We start from the raw sequence: 20,354 nt of genomic DNA, 5'->3' as shown, positions 1-20,354 counted from the left end.
ATATTTCCATAATATTATATAAATAAAGTGAAATATTACTAGTAAATTAACTTTAAAAAAATAATATTAATTATTTTTTTATTAAAAACGTTTGTAAATTATTTCATTATAATATAAATAAATTGCATTTAGAAGAATTGAATTGCTAATCAGAAAATAAATTAGGGTATTTGAACAATATTTGTTTGAAAATAGATAAAGTTTTTCATTTCTATCGTAGCGAGAAGATATAGAATTTTGATGTAATTAATATGATCATGATGCAGTAATCCTATAAAATTAAAGTGTTAACTACAATAATAATAAAATAAAAAATGAGATATATTAATTAAATATAACAACTATAATTTTATGTCTTATTTATTTCTTAATTGTAGGAAGGAATTTAATTTCGAATAATTTTAATGAAATATTAGTGAAAAATAGAAAAAAATATATTTAACAATGCATTTTTTTATTTTTATTCTATTATTGGCTAGCTGTATTGTAAAATAAAATTTTTTTTATTTGTAGTTTTATAAATGAGAATTTTAGCAGATTTTAATAAATTGATTTTAAAATAGGGATATCTGGTGATGTCGGTGCTGATGGTATAGTTCTTTAATCAAAGATTTTTTCCGACCAGGTTAATATAAAAAAAGTTAGATATAAATTTATCAATCTTATTAAAATATTATTGGAGTATGAACATGCAGTTTGTTGATTCTATAAATATTCTAGTGGCAGGTGGTGATGGCGGAAAAGGATGTATTAGCTTTCGTCGGGAAAAATATATTCCCCGAGGTGGGCCTGATGGTGGAAATGGTGGTGACGGCGGTGACGTATGGCTACTAGCGGATGAAAATCTAAACTCTCTCGTTGATTATCGTTTTAAAAAAAAATTTTTTGCCGAAAGTGGTCAAAATGGAAAAAGTCGTGATTGCACTGGAAGGCGTGGTAAAGATGTTGTTATTAAAGTTCCTGTAGGAACTCGGATTTTAGATGTGCGTACTCAAGCGGTAATAGGTGATATGACCTCCCATGAACAACAGTTAATGATAGCAAAAGGTGGATTACGTGGATTGGGAAATGCGTGCTTCAAGTCATCGACGAACAGATCTCCACGAAAAAAAACCAACGGTTCTCCTGGGGAGATTCGCGAGATAGGCTTAGAGTTAATGTTATTGGCTGATGTTGGAATGGTTGGTTTACCTAATTCTGGTAAGTCTACATTTATTTGTGCAGTGTCATCGGCTAGACCTAAGGTAGGCGATTATCCATTTACTACATTGATTCCAACTTTAGGTGTAGTACATCTAGATAATCAACAACGATTTGTGATATCAGACATTCCAGGGCTTATTGAAGGGGCAGCCAATGGTTCTGGGTTGGGACTTCGATTTCTTAAACATTTAGAGCGATGCCGAATTTTACTGCATCTTGTTGATTTAAACCCAACAGATGGATCAGATCCGATTAATAATATCCAGATTATCATAAAAGAAATGACACATTATAGTGAAAGTTTAGCTATTAAAGCACAGTGGTTAGTTTTTAATAAAAATGACTTGCTTAAATCAGGAGAGGGGGTATCTCGTGCTAAATCTATCTTAAAAGACTTAAATTGGACAGAAAAATATTATGTGGTTTCTGCTAGGAGGAGAGAAGGTTTAAGTGTACTATGTCAGGATCTAATGGCATTTGTTAATGCTCAACAGAAAGATTAAATAAGATTTTTTTGAAAATAAGTTTAAGTAGATTTATTAATAGATTTAAATTGTGATGTTTATGCTTTAAACAACATATTAAATTAATTTTATTTATATCAGTTTTTTAAAAAATTAAGTCATTGGAATTAAATATTAATTGATAGTAATACAATAAGTATTTTAGTTTATCTAATAGAAATATGGGTTGTTTATAAATGAGTTTCTTGTGTGAAATATTTTTTTTTGGATTTTAAATAAATTAATAATAATGATTGAAGAATTTATTTTTCTATAAAATTGAAAAAATCAAAATATAGGTTTTGTATTATGAAGAAATCTATGATTTCATTAATTTTATGTTTTAGAGATATTTTTAAATAACAATTTAATTGCGTAAATATTTTTAAAGAGATTTTCGTTGATTTAAATTTATATTTTACAATCATGAAAATGGTTTTTTTCTAATTAAAAAGAATAATTCTTTTGATGCAGCAGTTTATAAATTTGCAAAGCTTTATAGGTAAATTATAAAATTAGCATATAAATATAGTATTCGCTAGATATAACAAAGAGCTTTTTAAGTAAACTTAGATGTATTGGATATTCTATTTTTTTTCTGTGTGGAGCTAAGCGGGATTGAACCGCTGGCCTCTTGCATGCCATGCAAGCGCTCTTCCGTCTGAGCTATAGCCCCATACTATTAAGCAACAATAAATTATAAATTATAAAAAATATTGTCAACAGCTAAATTAGTCAAATATGGTTAATTTTAACAAGTTTTTCATAAAAAGAATAAAAGTGATTTTATTTTTTATTGTTTAGTAGGCAGTTTTAGTATGTTACTAATAAAATGTGACTAAAAACATTTAGTTTTCCTTGTTTTTTTAATGATGTTATTTAAGAGTAAATGTTTATCATTAGTTTGATTTTCAACAGAAAAGAAAATATTAAACAACATTACATATTAATATTTTTTTGTAGATTGTAAAAAACTTTTGTCAATTTTAATAATTATGTTTTTTAATAGGTATTTAAACTCTAGTAAATACAAAAAAAATGATGTAAGTTAAAATGTCATTTAACACTGAAGTAAGAATTCAGAATTTATTTTTATTGATATATAAGGAAAAACACATTTAGAAAAAGGGAAATATAAGTGAAAATTTCACTATAAGATTGAGGAGTTTTTCCATACATACATACGATTAGGGTTGTTTTAATTTTAAATATTTTTAGATACATGCTTAAGTAAATATGTTAATATAATAAATTATTAAATTATATTAGTAATAGAAAATGCTATATTGTATTTAAGAGTGATTGTTTTAGATTAGGACATTCACTCTATGAGAGCGTGTTGTAACAGTTATCAAAAATATATTTTTGATATGAAATTACCTTATAACAAAAAAAATAAGTATGTTCATATTTTCAATAAAATTTTAAATATTTTACATGAAGATCATAATTTATCAAATCTGGTGTGTTCAATTTTTTTTTGTTGATAATTATATGAACTTCATTTAAAAAATCTTGTAATTTAATGTTAAAAAAAAGTAGATAGCACTCAATCTTAGTTTGAGGAAATAAGAAATGTTTATTGTAATTTTTTCTAACTCTTTCTTAAGAGAAGTTTATTAACTAAAAAAAATAACACGGAGGGGGTTCTTTGATCACGATTATATCGTGAATATGAATTTTTTTAGGCATATATCTTACTAATTCGAAGGAGGTTAATAGAAGTAAGTTGTTAATGTTAGACAAGAAAGTAATAACCCTTCTGTATATTGAAGGATAATTTTCATGTAATAGGCTTGCTAAGCAATACATTTTTACTGTTTTTTTACATTAGTTTGTTGTAGCGTTATTAGTTTAAGAATGCAAGTTTGTGGCACGTATAGATATAATCACTATCGATTTTGTTTGTGCTTAGGTATAAACATCGATTTTTAAAAAAAAGATCTATTTTAGTCGCAAATTATTTAATTCTGTCCAGTAATGATTTTGTTATTGAATTAAGAAATTTTATTGGAAATAATTTTTCTATAATTGCTAGACAAATAAAAATCATACATTTAGCAATAATAGATTTTTTATATTATAGCATAGAAACAGTTACATTAAATTATAAAGTATCTAACTGATAACAACATCGGCAATATAAATATAACAAGACCTTATTTAAGTTTTTTGTTTTATGAATTTTTGGTTGTAATTAGCTCAAAAAAACTTTAAACTCGGTTGCTATAGTATACTACTGATATTCAGCATTTTAAGATATATTTTGTAGGTATTATATTTACGATGTAAAGAAGCACGCCTTCAAAAGAGTAGTTATAATAGGAGCAGATAAGAAAAAAAGAGATAAGCGATTTAATTCTTATTAGAGGTAGCAGTATATTTTTAATAATTTTCTCCTATGTTTATTATACTGTAAATATGCTAAGGATTCATTTTTATTTTTATAGATATTAGGTTTTTTTGTTCGGTTTTTTTTAGATGTCTTTAAACGTGTTTATCATGTTTTTTCAATGTTGTTTCTTCTTTTTCATATTTCATGAGTGTGAGTAAAAGTTTTTTGACCTCAGAGCTTTAAAAAAAGGTTGGTTTAAGTTAGCAAGAAATCTAGTTTCTTAATTAGTGATAATATTTATTAGCTTATTTTTATGGATTATCATTAGGTAGTCAAAAAAAATTATTTTTATAGATATGTTTTTAATAAAACCCATATTATTTTTTTTGGGTAAATGCGATCACATAAAGTGGATTTTGTTATATATATATTTATTCCTGAGGATAGGACTAAAATCTTCAGAACATTTTTGAACTAATCGTATTGTGATGTTTTGTATATTCAGTGAAGAAGTATAGACTAGAAAAGTATAAGAAAAACATTCTCCCACCTTAAATCATTTTTATCAACATGCAACACAGTAGTTTATTGTTAAGATAAACTATGAAATTAAGATAAAATATTGTGAAAATATAAAGAATATAATTGGTTTTTCTATTATTTTTTTTGAAATTTTTATTTCATAAATATGATCTAAAGAAAAATAATTTTAAGTATATATGTAAATTAGTTAATATCTTTAAAATTAAAGTATAAGTTTAAAATAAAGAATAAATATGATTAAAAGTATAAATTTCTATTAGTATAGTATTAATATTGAATTCTTCTTTAAGGCTTTCATGGTTGTATTTTTTTTGCTATAGCTGAATCAATATTTTATTTTTGATGGAATGAATAATTAAGAAGTATAACTTTTTTTGTTTATGATATTGCTATATTAGCAAATTTGTATGTATGTTGATCATGCAGTATGGGGGGGTGAATATTGATAAGATTGATATTTTATTTATATATTGGTTAATTGCTATAAGAAATAATTAGTACTATTTATATTGCTAATTAGTAATATGTTTTTTAATCTTTTGGTTATTTTAAAGATGGTTGCATAGTGTTATATGAATATTTTTTTGTACTATCTTTTTTCTTTAAAATGAAGAAAAAAGTAAAAAGTTGTTTGTGAAATTAAAGTAGTCATATTGTTATAATATAATTTTTACTTTAATACTATACTACACATAGTGTATTTTATATTTTTTACGTATTTCCATACAGATTTCTTTAAAATTGTCATTAAGAGTTTTTTATAAAAAAACATACAATATCTACTAATTTTTTTTGGTTGGTTGATAAAAACTGATATATTGATAGGGATATATCCTATAAAAACACTTTATAATAAAATTTATAAAATAGTTTAGACAAGAACAAACTCTAATCTAGAGATACCTTTCTGGAGAAAAGCATAAAAGCGAAGAAATATGATCAAATTAGATTGAACAGTAAAACAACAAACTATGATTTATACGATTTTTTAATTTTTTCTTGGTTCGCCATCAGATCGCAATATAGAGATATTTATTAATCTTTTTGTATTACTTAAGAGCTTTATGATCATTTAAATGATTTTTATGAGAGCTCATAACTTTAACAAGTTGTTGATGAAAAGATAACTTTAATAAAAATGTTTTTTTAAAAAAAATCATTTATGCAATAAATGCAATCTGTATTTTTATGTTGATTAATTAGTAAATATATATAAAACATATTATAACTTATTATGTTAATTATTGACGCAATGTGTAAATAATTATTAATATGTTTACGTTTATTTGTTTTTAATATACATTGATAAATGGTTTTACATCATAATCACCCGTAATTTTTTTATAGTTGCGTTAGCTTATTAAAGCCATTTTTTTTGTTTAAAATATAAATATGGTGCTAATCCAGCTATTATCATAAGAATGATTGCGGCAGGGTAGCCAAAAGACCATCTAAGTTCAGGCATGAAATTAAAGTTCATACCATAACTGGAGGCAACTAAAGTTGGGGGGAGAAACACTACTGAGACTACCGAGAATATTTTAATAATACGATTTTGTTCGATGTTTATAAATCCCATTGCTGCCTGCATCAAGAAATTTACTTTTTGAAATAATGATTCGTTATGAGGTAATAACGATTCAATGTCGCGTATAACTTCTCGTGCTTGTTCAAGCTGGTTTCCAGGAAGCCGTGTTTTTCGTACTAGAAAATTTAATGCTCTCTGAGTATCCATTAAACATAATCTAACTTTCCAAGCGACATCTTCTAGTTCAGCAAGAGTGGAGATTGCGTTATCATACTCATCTCCTAGATGACCATCCATGATCACGAGACTTACTGCCTCTAAATCGCTATAAATATTTTCAATTTCATCTGCCAATTGTTCGATTTTTGTTTCAAACAAATTCAACAATAATTCATAGGCGTTACCGTCTATAAGTACCTGGTTTCGAGTGCGCATTCGATACAAACGAAATGCCGGCAGTTCTCGTTCTCGTAGCGTATAGAGTCTACCATCACGGATGGTGAATGCTACGGTAGCATTACCTGCATGATCTTCAGCGTCAGCATAAAAGAAAAAAGAGTGAATATGTAGCCCGTCATCATTTTCAAAAAAACGAGCAGATGCTTCTATATCTTCTAGCTCTAAACGTGTTGCCAGGCTTTGTCCGAGCTCTTTTTCAACTCGTTTTCTTTCATGGTCTCCAGGCTCGATAAGATCTATCCATACGGCTTTGGACAAGGAACCAGAGTTGTCAGAGTCAAGACGCGATAAACGATGGTTTTCTAGTTGAAATGCATTAAGCATATGCTCTCGTTTCCTTCACGGTAAACTACGGGAAATGCATTCGATCATAGAAACACGGGGAGGGGGTGACAAATGTCCACTCTCGTTTTTTAGACTGTTTGCAGATCGAGCTTTATGAAACCTATCTTTGATAATCAATGATATTTTATTAAAGTTACTAATTCTCTACAGGTAGTTTTAGTGATATATTTAAGCAAAATAGATTATCAATTTAGTATCTATGGGGATAAGGTGTAATTCTCTCCGCATAGATAGTTCTATCATGTTACGCTTAGAATAAAAAGTCTGTCAATATGTGACGTAACTGGGTTTGTTGTGTTTAGTTAAACTTTTGTTGATTTTATAGGATTAATCACGGGATGTTTTTTACAATTTTTCAGTTTAGTGACAAAGAAAAAGTTTTATAAAAATAAGTTATTGCCTTTTTTTTAATAACTAGAAATTGAAACAATGGTTCTTGTTAATAAACTTGAAATGATTTGTTTCAGTACAAGAACTTATAAAACAAAGGTTTATTACTAATCTATTAAAATAAGTATTGTTATAAGGCTACTGTTATAGGCATAGAGAAGAAATTTGTTTTTTTATTTTTTACATGATTTTTTTCTTGTTTTTATTACAAATAGACTTGTTTGATAAACAAGGACCGACTGCTAAATAATAATTAATAAAATATCGATGTTTAATGAAAACCACCACGTTTTTATAGATAAAACATTAGGTGTAAATAAAAAATATGTGATTTTTGTGATACAAAATTATTAAAAGCTACTGTAATCTATAATGTTGAAAAATTTTAATTATAGTATTATTTTAATTAGTTGTAATGCATAATAATAAAATTATTCATGTTGACTTATTTTTCAACTGTCTAAGTGAAGTTTATATAGCCTTAATTATAATTGGTAAAATTTATCTAGAAATATTAATTATGTAAAATTTTTATTTTTTAAATAGTTGTTAATTATAGTAATTTACTAAATATATAAAAACATGAATCTACAAACTTCCACAAAGAAATTTAGAATGATATTCATAATGATTAAGAATTATAAGTGTAATGTGAGTATTGAAGATGAGTGTTTATATCGAGAAACTTTGATGAAATTTTCTTAATAAAAATTTTATACTAATGCATCGTTTAATATATTTATAATTAATTGGTTATTTTATATATTATATAACTTTTTTTGGTTTTTATGACCAAAGTAAATAACGATTACTTAAACATTCTTCAATATTATCTTAACCTATGCTGAGGGTAGCATAGATTAGTTTTTATATTTTTCAAGCATCTCGGTGGGGAGATCATCAGAAAAACATGAAATTCTTTGATAAAGAGGTGTTAGATTTTTGTATGAATAATGATTGGTATATTTGTCGTGCGTTATGATCTCAACATATTTTAGGTCGTATTCTTCTTTTGGTGTCGAATCACTTGCATATGTCAATATGTTTGGTGGAGGAAAGAGAGCTTCTTCCGTGCCAATGGTGAATACGCGAGACAATACTAGTTTGTCTTAGATTCATTTAGAGTTATGACTTTGAAATGTATCCTAGATATATCTGAACGGGAATTACTTCGATTTTCAAATTAGTCTGAACTAGGAAGTTTTCTAATGGTGGTAGATTTTGATCTTTGTGGCGAAGGGGATTTATTATTTGATAACGAGAAATTTTATTAAATTTTCTCTATGATGTTTCTTGATTTTTTATTATCCTCTTAACATGATATCTAGCAAATGTTAAAGTTTTTAACAATTTGTTTTGTTTATATAAGTAACGGTATAAAAGATTTTATTTTTTTTAGAACATCAAGGAGTTTAAAAAAAAGGTTGCAGGGTAGTTTTAGTATAGTCAGTGATTATATACTCTAAAATTAAAAGTATATCAGTCGGTTGCCACAATGTTATTTAATGTTTTGCGGCGGTTGAACAAACGACATCTAGCGAATGAGGATTGGGGTCAGTTTTTTTGGAGTGTCGACTGTTGTTTTATAGGTAACATTGTGCTTTTAGTTTTTAACTAAATGTAAATATACCATAGTATCTTTGATTTCTTAATATTCATAAAAAAACATGTTTTCATAAAGTTAATAAGATATGCACATTGATAAGAACGCCTCTTTTTTTTTGTGTGAGATTAAATATTAGCACAGTATTAAAATACTGTAGTTTTTTATATTTTTAACTTCTTAATCTTAGCCTATTTTTAATACAGTTGATTACAAGTCATGCTTCATTTGCTATATTAAAATTAAAACAGAGGTTAATTATGCTACTTATGTTGTTTTTAGTTTAATTTTTTCTTAAATTAAGAGTTATTGTATTCAATAGATGCATAATAACATAATAAAATGTTACTATAAGATTTATGATTTGACTTACGTTTAATATTTATAGTGGTAAAAAACTTTTAAAAAAATTAGATACTATTTACTTCATTTATTTTCAGCCATAGGTTTAATCGGTTGTCATCACCGACAAAAGTTATATTTTTATGACCCACCAATATCTAAATCCAAGCATATTGAATTTTATTAACGTATTTAAAATATTACCTCTATCAAAAGATCTAGTAAAACGTTTGTAATACGATTTAAGATATTAGCTTTATTTAAGAATAGTTTAAATGTGACAATATTGTTTCATTAAAATAGACCAATCCGGCGCGATTGTATGTTCCTTGATAATAGTGATAGATATATTGTTAGATTGTTGCAGTTAATTTATTACTATGTGTGAGATGGTTTCAATGGATACCTGTATCTTTTCTTTTCAGAGACACTTGAGTTGTTTCTATGTTGATTGTTTTTATTATTTATATTTATAAGGCGTATCAGATATATTAAGAAGTGATCTTAATTTCATTGATCGATAAAGATAAACCTTCTTAGGAATATGGATAAATATTATAATCAGTTCATAACAGTTGATAGGCAAGACAATATAAAATGTTCATTTAAATACAAACTGGATCAGAGTGACTAAGTATATGTTTTTATAGGACATTGCATTTGATTCGCTTGTAAACCTAACAATTATTATTGAGGTGGGGGGGGTACAGACGGCAACTGTGTGGTCTAATGTATTAGTGGTCGTATTTTCTACTCTTAGCTCCGGTTAGCGGTAGTAATTTGATATCTAAAGTTATTATAATTATTTGTTGAGTTTAGTTTATATAATTAAGTATATTAAAAATTAAATATTTAATATTAAGATAAATGGCTCTAAATTATTGTGATAAGAATATTGTGATGTGTATGTATTTTAAATTTTAATTCACATTTTTATTGCAGTATGTTTAATTAGACTTCAACGATAACGTTAATTTAGATAAGATGTTGAAATATATATGGTAATTAACAATACTTTATTGAATATTTTTCTTTTTTTTCTTTTTAGATAAGAATTTTATAAATAATAATCTTGTAGAAGTAAAATCTTTTTTAAATCTGAACTAAAAAACGATAAAATAGTTATTTTAAATGTTTATTCATCTATTGAGTAGTCTATAGAAACTTTCTTTTTTTAAAGATCTTCTTTGATTGTCTAGATAATGAATTTTGTTTCTGATATAATCAAAAAGAGATCGTATGAAGATTATTATGTAAAAAATATTTTTAGTAGATTAAATAATAAATAACTTAAACAAATAGATTCATATAAAAATATTTTCTGATAGTTTTTTATTAATTGTACAACAAGATTTGTTTTATTTGACTTCTTAATAAGAATTCCCTTCTTAAGAAAGAAGGAGTAACGTTTTATCGTTGGCTTTAAAACCATTAAAAATAAATTAATTTGCATAAGCCTATATTTTAAACTTCCATCTTCTGTATTAAGTTTCTAAATTCTTTAGTTTATTGAATACAATATAATTGTATTTTTTTAGTTTTTATCGTAGATTTTAATTGATTCTGTGCAAATAAAAAAATCTAAAATAGCGTTTTAAAGATAAAAATTGTTATAAGGTTATCAATGTATTTTACTCGCTTATTTATTTTTAATTGATTAAAATCTTTATTTTTTTAATCTTTAGTAGGTAACAAAACAATCTAAAGAAGTTGAGTAGAGGGCGACTAATAAAAAAATCATGTTGTTTTATGACAAACAACACGATAGATAAACTAGAGTATGTAAATAAATTACTATTTCAGTGAAAAGTTTTCTTTAAAGAAAAACATTTGTTGATTTTTTTTAAAAATACCTACTTATTAGTGTTATTTTGTAGTTTGGTAATTAAATTTATACGTTGTTGTATTCTTTAGTATGAGATCAGATTATTACAAATAAGTTGATTTTAAGAAAAATGGGAACTAGAAAATGATTAAATATGCAAAAACATTGCTTACTAATACTACAGGTTAAGAAAAGAGTTATTGAGAAGATCATAATGTATTTTTTAAATACATTTTCTGGTATCACTACTATTAAATAGTATATTTGAGTTAAATACTTTTGAAGAATTTATACAACTATAATTTAACATGTTTTTTAACTAGTGCACCTAATGTAAATTATTTACCAGGTGATAGTAGTATTGAAATAGCATTTGTGGGGTATTCTAATTCAGGTAAATCTACTTTAATTAATACGTTAACTAATCAAAAAAAATTAGCTAGAACAAGTAAAATCCCTGGATGTACTCAATTTATTAATTTATTTGAAGTAACGTCTGGTATAAGACTAGTTGATTTACCCGGATATGGTTATGCAGCAGTTCCAAGAGTATTAAAACATTGTTTAAAACAGACTATTAAGGAATATCTACAAACGCGCTCTAACTTGAAGGGGCTCGTAGTGTTAATGGATATTCGACATCCTTTTAAAAAGCTCGATCAACAAATTGTGCAATGGGCCGTCAATATGAATATGCCTATGCTGCTTTTGCTCAATAAAGCTGACAAGCTTTCTTTAAGAAAACAAGAGGAACAATTGAGCCAGACTAGGATAATGTTAGGAACTTTAATAGGAAACTTTCAAGTAGAAGTGTTTTCATCGTTACAAAAAAAAGGGATGGATAAACTACAGCAAACATTAGAGAAGTGGATTTCTGATAACAAAGAAAGTTAGATTTAAATAGTTATATTACTCATATTGTTTTTAATTAAATTGTTGATTTTATGTATATATTTATAGATAAATGTAGTAACAGTTATAATTATTTTTTTATTGGGAGCAATTTTAAGAAGCAAGAACATTAGATCAATTAAAAAAAGAACATTTAATCAACAAATCCATATAATTAGGAAAAAGATTTAAAAAGTACTTTCTAAATATTTTATATATTTAGATATAGTCAAAATTTTTTATTTACTGATAAAATATATTGTTTTAATTTTGTATAAGAGGTCTTAGTAACAATTTTCAAGTTTATTTTAGATTTAAAAAAAATACCAACATCATTTATACTATATTAAATTAATAAAAAATATTAAAAACTTTACACTTAAAATTATAGTTATCTTTAATTGATATTCCGTATTTTTTTGAGTTTGATAGGAAGCTTCATCTATATAATCATCTATATTATATGTATTATTACAAGAAAATCAAGTTTAACGTACATTGTATATGGTTAGCAAAAAAAAACAATTCAACACTTTAAGGTTATATTATTTATATTTTTATTATTATCTTTATTTATTTCAAATAAATATTCTTAATCTTGATGGATAAAATTTCTTAAAACATTTAAATTTTTTTGAATTGTGATTGCGTTACTATAGTTATATTTTTTATTAGAGTAGAACGAAGGAACAAATAAGAGTATTTTTTTTGTTCTTAGAAAATAATTATTAGTAAAAAAATATTAGTTATATAAATATAGTCCATGCAATTTAGTAGTGTAAAAATTAATTTTTGCGCAATAATTATGTTTTTAAAAAAATATTATTTATAAATAATTTTATGTTCTGTTATAGCATTTTGTTTTTCAAAAAAAGTTATAGAGAAAATAGTATTAGTCTCATAATATACATCTATGTACACAGATTAAACAATATTGACAATAATGATAATGAATAAAATTACTCAGATATTCATTATGAATAGTAAGACAATCTTATGCAGATTGACTGCTTTGGTGGGCATCAAAAAAAACAATCAAATATATTGTATTAATCTAAGATAAGTAGATTTCGGGTTTTTTCTCAGTGTAATCCTAAATGGTGAAGTGTTTTTGCTATGAAAAAGTGCCTCTTATCTTGATTATCGATTTGTTACTTTTTTCAGGGAATCCCCTATGCGTATTGAAGAAGATGTAAAATTAGGTTTTAAAGATGTTTTGATCCGCCCTAAGAGGTCTACTTTAAAAAGCCGGTCTGATGTTGTGCTTCAACGAGATTTTAAATTTAAGTATCCTGGAATTAATTGGTTTGGTGTGCCTCTCATTGCTGCTAATATGGATACTGTTGGTACTTTTCACATGGCTGAAGTATTAGCTAGATTTAATATAATTACAGCAGTGCACAAGTATTATAATATAGTTCAGTGGCGTGAATTTATAGAACGATCACCAAAATCGGTGCTAGATTATGTAATGGTATCCACAGGAACTTCAGATGCGGATTTTAATAAATTGCAGCAATTCATGGCGTTATCATCTAACCTGAAGTTTATTTGTATTGATGTTGCGAATGGTTATTCAGAATACTTTGTAACTTTTGTTCAAAAAGCTAGAGCAACTTTTCCAGATAAAGTAATTTGTGCTGGTAATGTAGTTACGGGTGAAATGGTCGAGCAGCTTATTCTTTCTGGTGCTGATATTGTAAAAGTAGGTCTTGGTCCTGGTTCGGTCTGTACTACAAGAATAAAAACTGGTGTTGGTTATCCTCAAGTATCGGCGTTAATTGAATGTGCTGATGCAGCCCATGGTTTAAGTGGTCAAATTGTTAGCGACGGTGGATGTGTAGTTCCGGGAGATGTTGCTAAAGCATTTGGTAGCGGTGCAGATTTTGTAATGTTGGGAGGTATGTTAGCAGGTCATGACGAGTGTGAAGGCACTATTGTTGAAGAAAATGGAAAACAGTTTATGTTGTTCTATGGTATGAGTTCCGAATCAGCTATGAAACGCTATATTGGGGGAGTTCCGGATTATCGAGCTGTGGAAGGAAAAAGTATTAAATTAGCTGTGCGAGGTCCGGTCGAATGTTCTATTCGTGATATTCTTGGTGGCCTTCGTTCTGCCTGCACTTATGTTGGTGCATCGCGCTTGAAGGAGTTAACAAAACGTACTACTTTTATTCGAGTTAGTGAACAGGAAAATGGAATATTTAGTTAGGTTTAATAAGGAGGATTAGACAATTTTTTCTCGTGGGCAAGTAAATAACTATTTGATTTTTTTGTTTTCAGAAAATCTTTTAGGATTTGATATGATTTGTGTCGCTGATTAACAATGCGGACAGATCTCTATTTTTGCAGGGGATTCAGTCAATACAATTGCAGTTTTCATCAGAATCCACTATGCCTTTGTATTTACTATTAGTGATAGTAAATTCTATCATAGTAGAATTTAGAATTCGTTTTTATACTTTTTATTCTTTTAATCCATTTAAATCTTAATATTTTTTTGTATTACAAATATAGATTGTTTTTTACTTGTTTTAAAAGTATTCTCTCATTGAGATATTATAGTGAGGTTTTAGTAATATTAGTTGTATTAAGTAATACTAACAGTATAAAATCTTTTTATATAAAATAGGATCTAGGTAATTGTATGCAGTTTAGTTAGATTGTAATTGACTCTATGGCGTTAATAAAACTGTCTTTTAAGATAGAATCTTAAAAGCTGATGAAAAAAAAGTTTAAAATAATACGATACTTTAGTATATAAGTATTACTACTATCGTAGCTTAATAATTCTTCTTGCTATTCTATGAAGTAAAAAAATTTGAATAAAAGGTTTTAACTATTTTGTCGCTAGATAAGCGATGACTAGTAGGATCATGAAAGAATAAAAATATTTTTAGTTTTCTCTTATAGATATCATATATCTTATATTAAAAAAATCAAAATGGATTGTTAATCCTAAAATTGTAAAGAATAACTAAATGATGGATAAAAATATCTACATTTCAATCAAAATTGTAAATTTTATTTTATTACTTTATAGGAATTACGGTTGTAATAATAATCAGATAAATGAAAAGTATGATAGAAGCGTATTAGAAGGCATAACATCAAAGAAAATTTCTTTATACATATGTTATTAAAATAAGGAAAGATTTTAAATTATTTTAATTTGTTAAACAATGTATATCCTAAAAACACTACTCACGTTAGTTAAGTTGCATTTTAGAAAATATGGGTAATTAATTTCTTTTTTTATAATATATACAATTATGTTATTAATTAACGAATAATTAAATTGAGTCTTTTGTTGTTTTATTAATATAAGGTTGAATTTTAATGAGAGAAATGTATTTTATGATAATAATTTATTCATAAGATTATTTTTTTAATGAAAGATAGCAATTTTTAAAATTACAAGTTCTATTTCTCTTTTTATGACATAAAAGTGAATAAAATATTAATATAAATAAAATGTTAGCAGCATAAGTTTCTTAGTGCATTTGAGTAAGTATATCTTAATGACATATAAAATATGTTCTTAGATTAGTTTTTTTTAGTTTGATATGAATCATATTTTCCATGTTAAAAGGTTGACTTTTTGCTAACATATTATTTTTTTATTTAAAAATAAAACGATTTATTTGGTTGCTATAATCTTTTTTTTATTTTTGATAGATAAAAATCTTTTCCTAACTCGAAGATGAAGGGGTCGAGGTGAAGTTATATATAATATTGCTCCTTCTATGTATTGCGATGATGTTGCAGGGATGTGTTAGTACAGTAGCAATTGGTACTACTGCAGTTGTGACTAAAACCGCTAGTGATCCTAGAAGTTTCGGTAGACAACTTGATGATGGTACCCTTGAAGCTCGTATTACTTATAGATTAGCTCAAGATTATCAGTTGCGGAAAGGTACGCGTATAATTAACACTGTTTATCATGGAAAGGTTTTGTTAACTGGTCAAGCTCCTAGTCGAGAATTAGCTGAACGAGCGAAAGATCTTGTGTTAGGTCTTGAAGGTGAGCCTGAGGTGTATAATGAAATTCGTCAGGGGAAGATAGTATCGTTTAAACAGATTTCTATAGATGTTTGGATTACTATACAGATCTGGTTTCATTTGCTGAAAAATACAGGAATTAAATCGTCTAACGTAAAAGTAATTACTGAAAATGGAGAGGTTTTTCTATTAGGGTTAGTAGCTTACCCTGAAGGAAAAGCTATTGCAAGCGTAGCTAGTAAAGTAAATTGTGTAAAACATGTTATTACCGCTTTTAGTTATTTGTAGTATTTAAAATATAAAGAAATCAATGTTTTTGAAATACATGTCGCATATTATATGTTTAGATATGATTTTAATATGTGTGCAATTTTATATCGTTAGCAATTATTTTGTAAAGTGTCTTAAAAAATAATTGCTAAATATGCATTTAGTATTAGTGGGTAATATTGATGTTTTTAAGAAATTTCCATGTGTTATAATCTTGATTAATTAAAAGTATTAATCAATATAAATTGATATATTTTCTAATGATAATATAGAGCGCCATTCTTTTATATATATCATCATTTTTGTTAAATAGTATTGATCATTAACGATATAGTTACATTAATAATAGTTATTATAAAATAATATTGTTTCTTTTTTTTAAAAAATAAGGAAAGTATTCATTTGATTATTATAAACAATAAAAACATGAATATCTGGTTAGTGGAAAAACAATGTTTTTTTAAACATTATTATGATGTGTTTATAAAATTAGATAATTTGTAACTGATTTTAATGTAATTAAAAGACAAAATTAGTATAAACAATTTTATAGATAAAATTATTTTTTTTAAAAAAATAATATTTGGGTAATGTTTTCATAGCAGTGTATTGCAAAATTCTTTATTATGAGTAGGTTGATCATTGTATTTTTGATTTTTATTAAATAAGTGATACATAGATTTATGTATTTTTATGACTTTTATCAAAAATAATGAAATTATTAATTTCATATCATGAAAAAGAAATTTAGTATTTTTATTTGTTATGTTATACAATTTTAAATCATAAAAATATGCGTCTTTATTATAACGCAAAAATTTCTGATATAAAAAAGCTATGTTCTTTATCGTATTATGTACAAGATAAATATGAATCAAATCATCTATGTTGCCAGTCCAGAAAGTCAAGAGATTCACGTCTTTCATATGAATAGACAGGGTATGCTCATACTACGTCAAATTGTTAACGCTCCAGGTAAAGGAAAACCGATAGTTATCCATCCAGCAAGAACGCATCTTTATTTGGGTATACGCCCGATTTCTAGTATAGTTAGTTATCAAATTGATAAATATGGATTACTAACAGAGGTTGCTATAACTGCGTTACCTGCTAGTCCAACACAATTAAGCATTGATTGTAAAGGAAAAATGTTGTACAGCGTTTCTTACAATGGTAGTTCTCTTGCTGTTTGCCCTATTGATAAGAAAGGTATTGTTCATATTTCAAGGCAGACTCTTAAAGGTTTAATTCATTGCCATTCTGCTAATGTTGATTCTAAAAAGAAAGTAGTTTGGGTTCCTTGTTTAACAGAAAATCGTATTCGCCTTTACAGCATTAACCACAGTGGTTTTTTAGCTCCTTACACCCCGGAAGCTTTAGATAGTATGGCTAATACAGGACCGCGTCATATGGTGTTTCATCACACAAGTAATTACGCTTATGTAATTAACGAATTAAGTAGCACCGTTAATGTGATTGCGATAGATAGTAGCCCACGAATCGTACAGACTGTGGATATTATGCCTCCTACTTTTCAAGATGTTCGGTGTGCTTCAGATATTCATATTACGCCTGATTGTCGTTGGTTGTATTGTGGAGATCGGACTGCTAGTTTAATTAGTCAGTTTTCAGTATCTAAAGATGGTGGAATGCTTCAGTTAGTTGGGCACCTGTCAACTGAAACACAACCTCGAGGTTTTAACATTGATAGTCAAGGAAAGTTTTTAGTAGTTGCTGGTGAAAAGTCTAATTATATTGCTGTCTATTCCATTGATGAGATATTTGGTACGTTATCATTATTAGCGCGTTATCCTGTTGGACAAGGTCCTATGTGGGTATCTATTTTAATGCAACATTAATTTTTTTACTCTGTGTTTCTTCTTAAAAAAAATATTTCTATTAATTAAATAATATGATTGCTTAATTTTTTTATTAGAAATCACAATATTTTAATATTAAAAATTTTTATAAAAAATTAAATTTTAAACAAAAATAGTAATTTATTATCAAAGATTTTTTTTTAAAAATTTTAGTCAAGTTAATTATATAACTCACTTGTTTCTTTTCTGTGTTTACCCTTTTTATATAGATTAATAGCAATCTAGATAGATTTTATATGCTTTGGTTATTCATATATTATTTTAATCTTTTTTTTAGAATTGTAAAGTTGCGAAGATTCTATCTTTTAGCAAATTAATGTTTGATGAATTATCGCTAGATTACTCATTCATTACTAACGAAAAGCGAACAGTATCAAGTAATATGAAAAAATATTTTTCTGGAATCTCTCTTTCTTCGTTTTTTTATACGGTAACTTACTTTTTGCTCTAATCGATACATGAAGAATGCAACAATATACTTCAATACTCTCCATTGTGCAGCATAAAATATATATGTGCATGAAAATAAATTTTTTATCACATCATTGTTTCTATTATAGAAATAAATTATTTTTTAATTTTTAGATTTCTTAATAAAGAATGTTAGGGATGTGCTAATTAAGTCGAATATTAGTTAATATAACTATAACTGAATTCTTTTCCTCTAATACAATAAATAGATAGATGTAAACTTACTTCCTTGTTAGAAAGTATTAATATATTAATGATTATTTTGTTGTGAATGTAATTATTAATCTTAATAAGATTATATGGGTGTTTCGGGTGGGGTATATAGATACAGATATATTTTACATTATTTTTTCGTATTAAGTGGTTAATTAAAATATATTTTTATTAAAAAAAGATACACTAGATTATTTATTTCTTTATAAATTACTTGTCTTGTGCTTAAGGAAGGAACAATGTTGTTTTTTTTCAACCAATAATCTTATTTGTTTTATATATCATCTAATCTATATTTAATAAATAAATCAATTTTTGATTTTAAGGTTTTTTAAAACAAGAAAAGTCTTACTATAATAGTAGTTATATAATTTATTATTTATATCAAGTGTGAATAATAATAAAAAATTTCTAATTACTTTAATGATATTTAAACATTTATTGTTAAATACTTTAGATTTTTTTATTTTTTTTAATGAGTCACATGATTACATAAAATAATTACCTATATAATAAATTTAATTTTGATTAAAGGTTTGTAGGAGAAAATATGGCGGGTCATAGTAAATGGAGCAATATAAAACATCGTAAGGCTAAACAAAATAGTAAGCGAGAAAAGGTTGTTAGTAAAATTGTTCGAGAAGTAGTTGTTGCTGCTCGTTTAGGTGGAAGCAATCTTACCTCAAATCCCCGTTTACGTGCAGCGGTAGATAAAGCATTTTCTCATAATATGATGCGTAATACATTAAATCGAGCTATTGCTCGAGGAATAAATGGTGGTGACAATATACAGACGGAAAGTATTGTAACTTATGAAGGGTATGGTTCAGGCGGAACGGCTGTTATGGTTAAGTGCTGTAGTGATAATCATGATCGTACTGCATCTTTAATACGTGATGCTTTTTCTAAAACTGGTGGAAATTTAAGTGCTAATGGTTCCGTTTCGTGTTTATTTATTAAGAAAGGTATTATTTCTTTTTCTCCTGGTTTAATAGAAGATAACATTATAAGTGCTGCAGTAGAATCTGGTGCTGATGATATTATTGTGAATAATAATGGGTCGATTAATGTGTATACCTCATTTGAATTTTTCGAGAAAGTAAAGAAAATGCTAGAAACGGCTAAATTTATACCAATAAAATCTATCATTGATTGGATCCCATTAACTTATATTAATTTAGATTTAAAGGCTACATCTAGATTAGTTGAACTTATTGATATATTAGAAAGATGTGACAATGTAAAAAAAATTTACCATAACGGGATTACTTGTAGCAGTGAAAACGTTTTTTCTAGAGAAAAGAATTATCAGTTATCTTAATAAGATTTTTATATAAGTTTATACTTATTAAGTATCTCTTAATTTACTAAGTTTTTATATTTTAAATATGTTAAATTAATAATAATAATAAAATACTTTAAAATCAATTATGATTTTTTAAAAAAAATTTAAATGCTTAATTTTATTATAAATGTTCTATAAATAGAATCATTGTTTGGTTGATCAGATATAATTATTTATATAAATATAAACATGTTTTTTTTAAATTT

General features: G+C 26.2%; 8 protein-coding genes and 1 tRNA gene. 7 read left to right on the top strand and 2 right to left on the bottom strand.

Translation table 11 applies throughout. The features are described 5' to 3' along the window. The first annotated feature begins 689 nt into the window (after positions 1 to 689). On the top strand, positions 690 to 1,706 hold the full coding sequence (cgtA, locus tag A35E_RS00170; protein ID WP_014888657.1) for an Obg family GTPase CgtA: 1,017 nt from the start codon (positions 690 to 692) through the stop codon (positions 1,704 to 1,706). Positions 1,707 to 2,309: 603 nt separating this feature from the next. On the opposite strand, the gene A35E_RS00165 is transcribed toward cgtA, so the two are convergent. Continuing rightward, positions 2,310 to 2,382, bottom strand: a tRNA-Ala gene (locus A35E_RS00165). Between the two features lie 3,562 nt (positions 2,383 to 5,944). Continuing rightward, positions 5,945 to 6,895 carry a magnesium/cobalt transporter CorA gene (gene corA, locus A35E_RS00160; protein ID WP_014888656.1) on the bottom strand — a complete coding sequence of 317 codons (951 nt, stop codon included), beginning with the start codon at positions 6,893 to 6,895 and terminating at the stop codon, positions 5,945 to 5,947. A 1,389-nt stretch (positions 6,896 to 8,284) separates the two neighbouring features. Between corA and A35E_RS03285 the strand changes: the two genes are divergently transcribed. The 6 genes from A35E_RS03285 to A35E_RS00130 all read left to right on the top strand — a co-directional run bounded on the left by A35E_RS03285 (position 8,285) and on the right by A35E_RS00130 (position 20,124). Beyond that, entirely contained in the window at positions 8,285 to 8,419 is a 135-nt protein-coding gene (locus A35E_RS03285) for a hypothetical protein (protein WP_268257769.1), read from the top strand. A gap of 2,936 nt (positions 8,420 to 11,355) precedes the next feature. Next, positions 11,356 to 11,970, top strand: coding sequence for a ribosome biogenesis GTP-binding protein YihA/YsxC (yihA, locus tag A35E_RS00155; protein WP_014888655.1), 615 nt, complete (start codon positions 11,356 to 11,358; stop codon positions 11,968 to 11,970). A 1,171-nt stretch (positions 11,971 to 13,141) separates the two neighbouring features. Further along, positions 13,142 to 14,179, top strand: coding sequence for a GMP reductase (locus A35E_RS00150; RefSeq protein ID WP_014888654.1), 1,038 nt, complete (start codon positions 13,142 to 13,144; stop codon positions 14,177 to 14,179). A 1,505-nt stretch (positions 14,180 to 15,684) separates the two neighbouring features. After that, positions 15,685 to 16,257: a division/outer membrane stress-associated lipid-binding lipoprotein gene (gene dolP / locus A35E_RS00145; RefSeq protein WP_014888653.1), complete on the top strand. Its 573-nt coding sequence runs from the start codon at positions 15,685 to 15,687 to the stop codon at positions 16,255 to 16,257. An 851-nt stretch (positions 16,258 to 17,108) separates the two neighbouring features. Continuing rightward, entirely contained in the window at positions 17,109 to 18,098 is a 990-nt protein-coding gene (pgl, locus tag A35E_RS00135) for a 6-phosphogluconolactonase (RefSeq protein WP_044105055.1), read from the top strand. Positions 18,099 to 19,353: 1,255 nt separating this feature from the next. After that, the gene (locus A35E_RS00130) at positions 19,354 to 20,124 is read left to right on the top strand and encodes a YebC/PmpR family DNA-binding transcriptional regulator (protein WP_014888651.1); all 771 of its coding nucleotides are present in this window, start codon (positions 19,354 to 19,356) and stop codon (positions 20,122 to 20,124) included. Positions 20,125 to 20,354: the final 230 nt, after the last annotated feature.

The organism is secondary endosymbiont of Heteropsylla cubana, from assembly GCF_000287355.1.
GTDB lineage: Bacteria > Pseudomonadota > Gammaproteobacteria > Enterobacterales > Enterobacteriaceae.
Note: the sequence above shows the minus strand (reverse complement) of the source record. Positions and strands in the feature narration are given on the sequence as shown.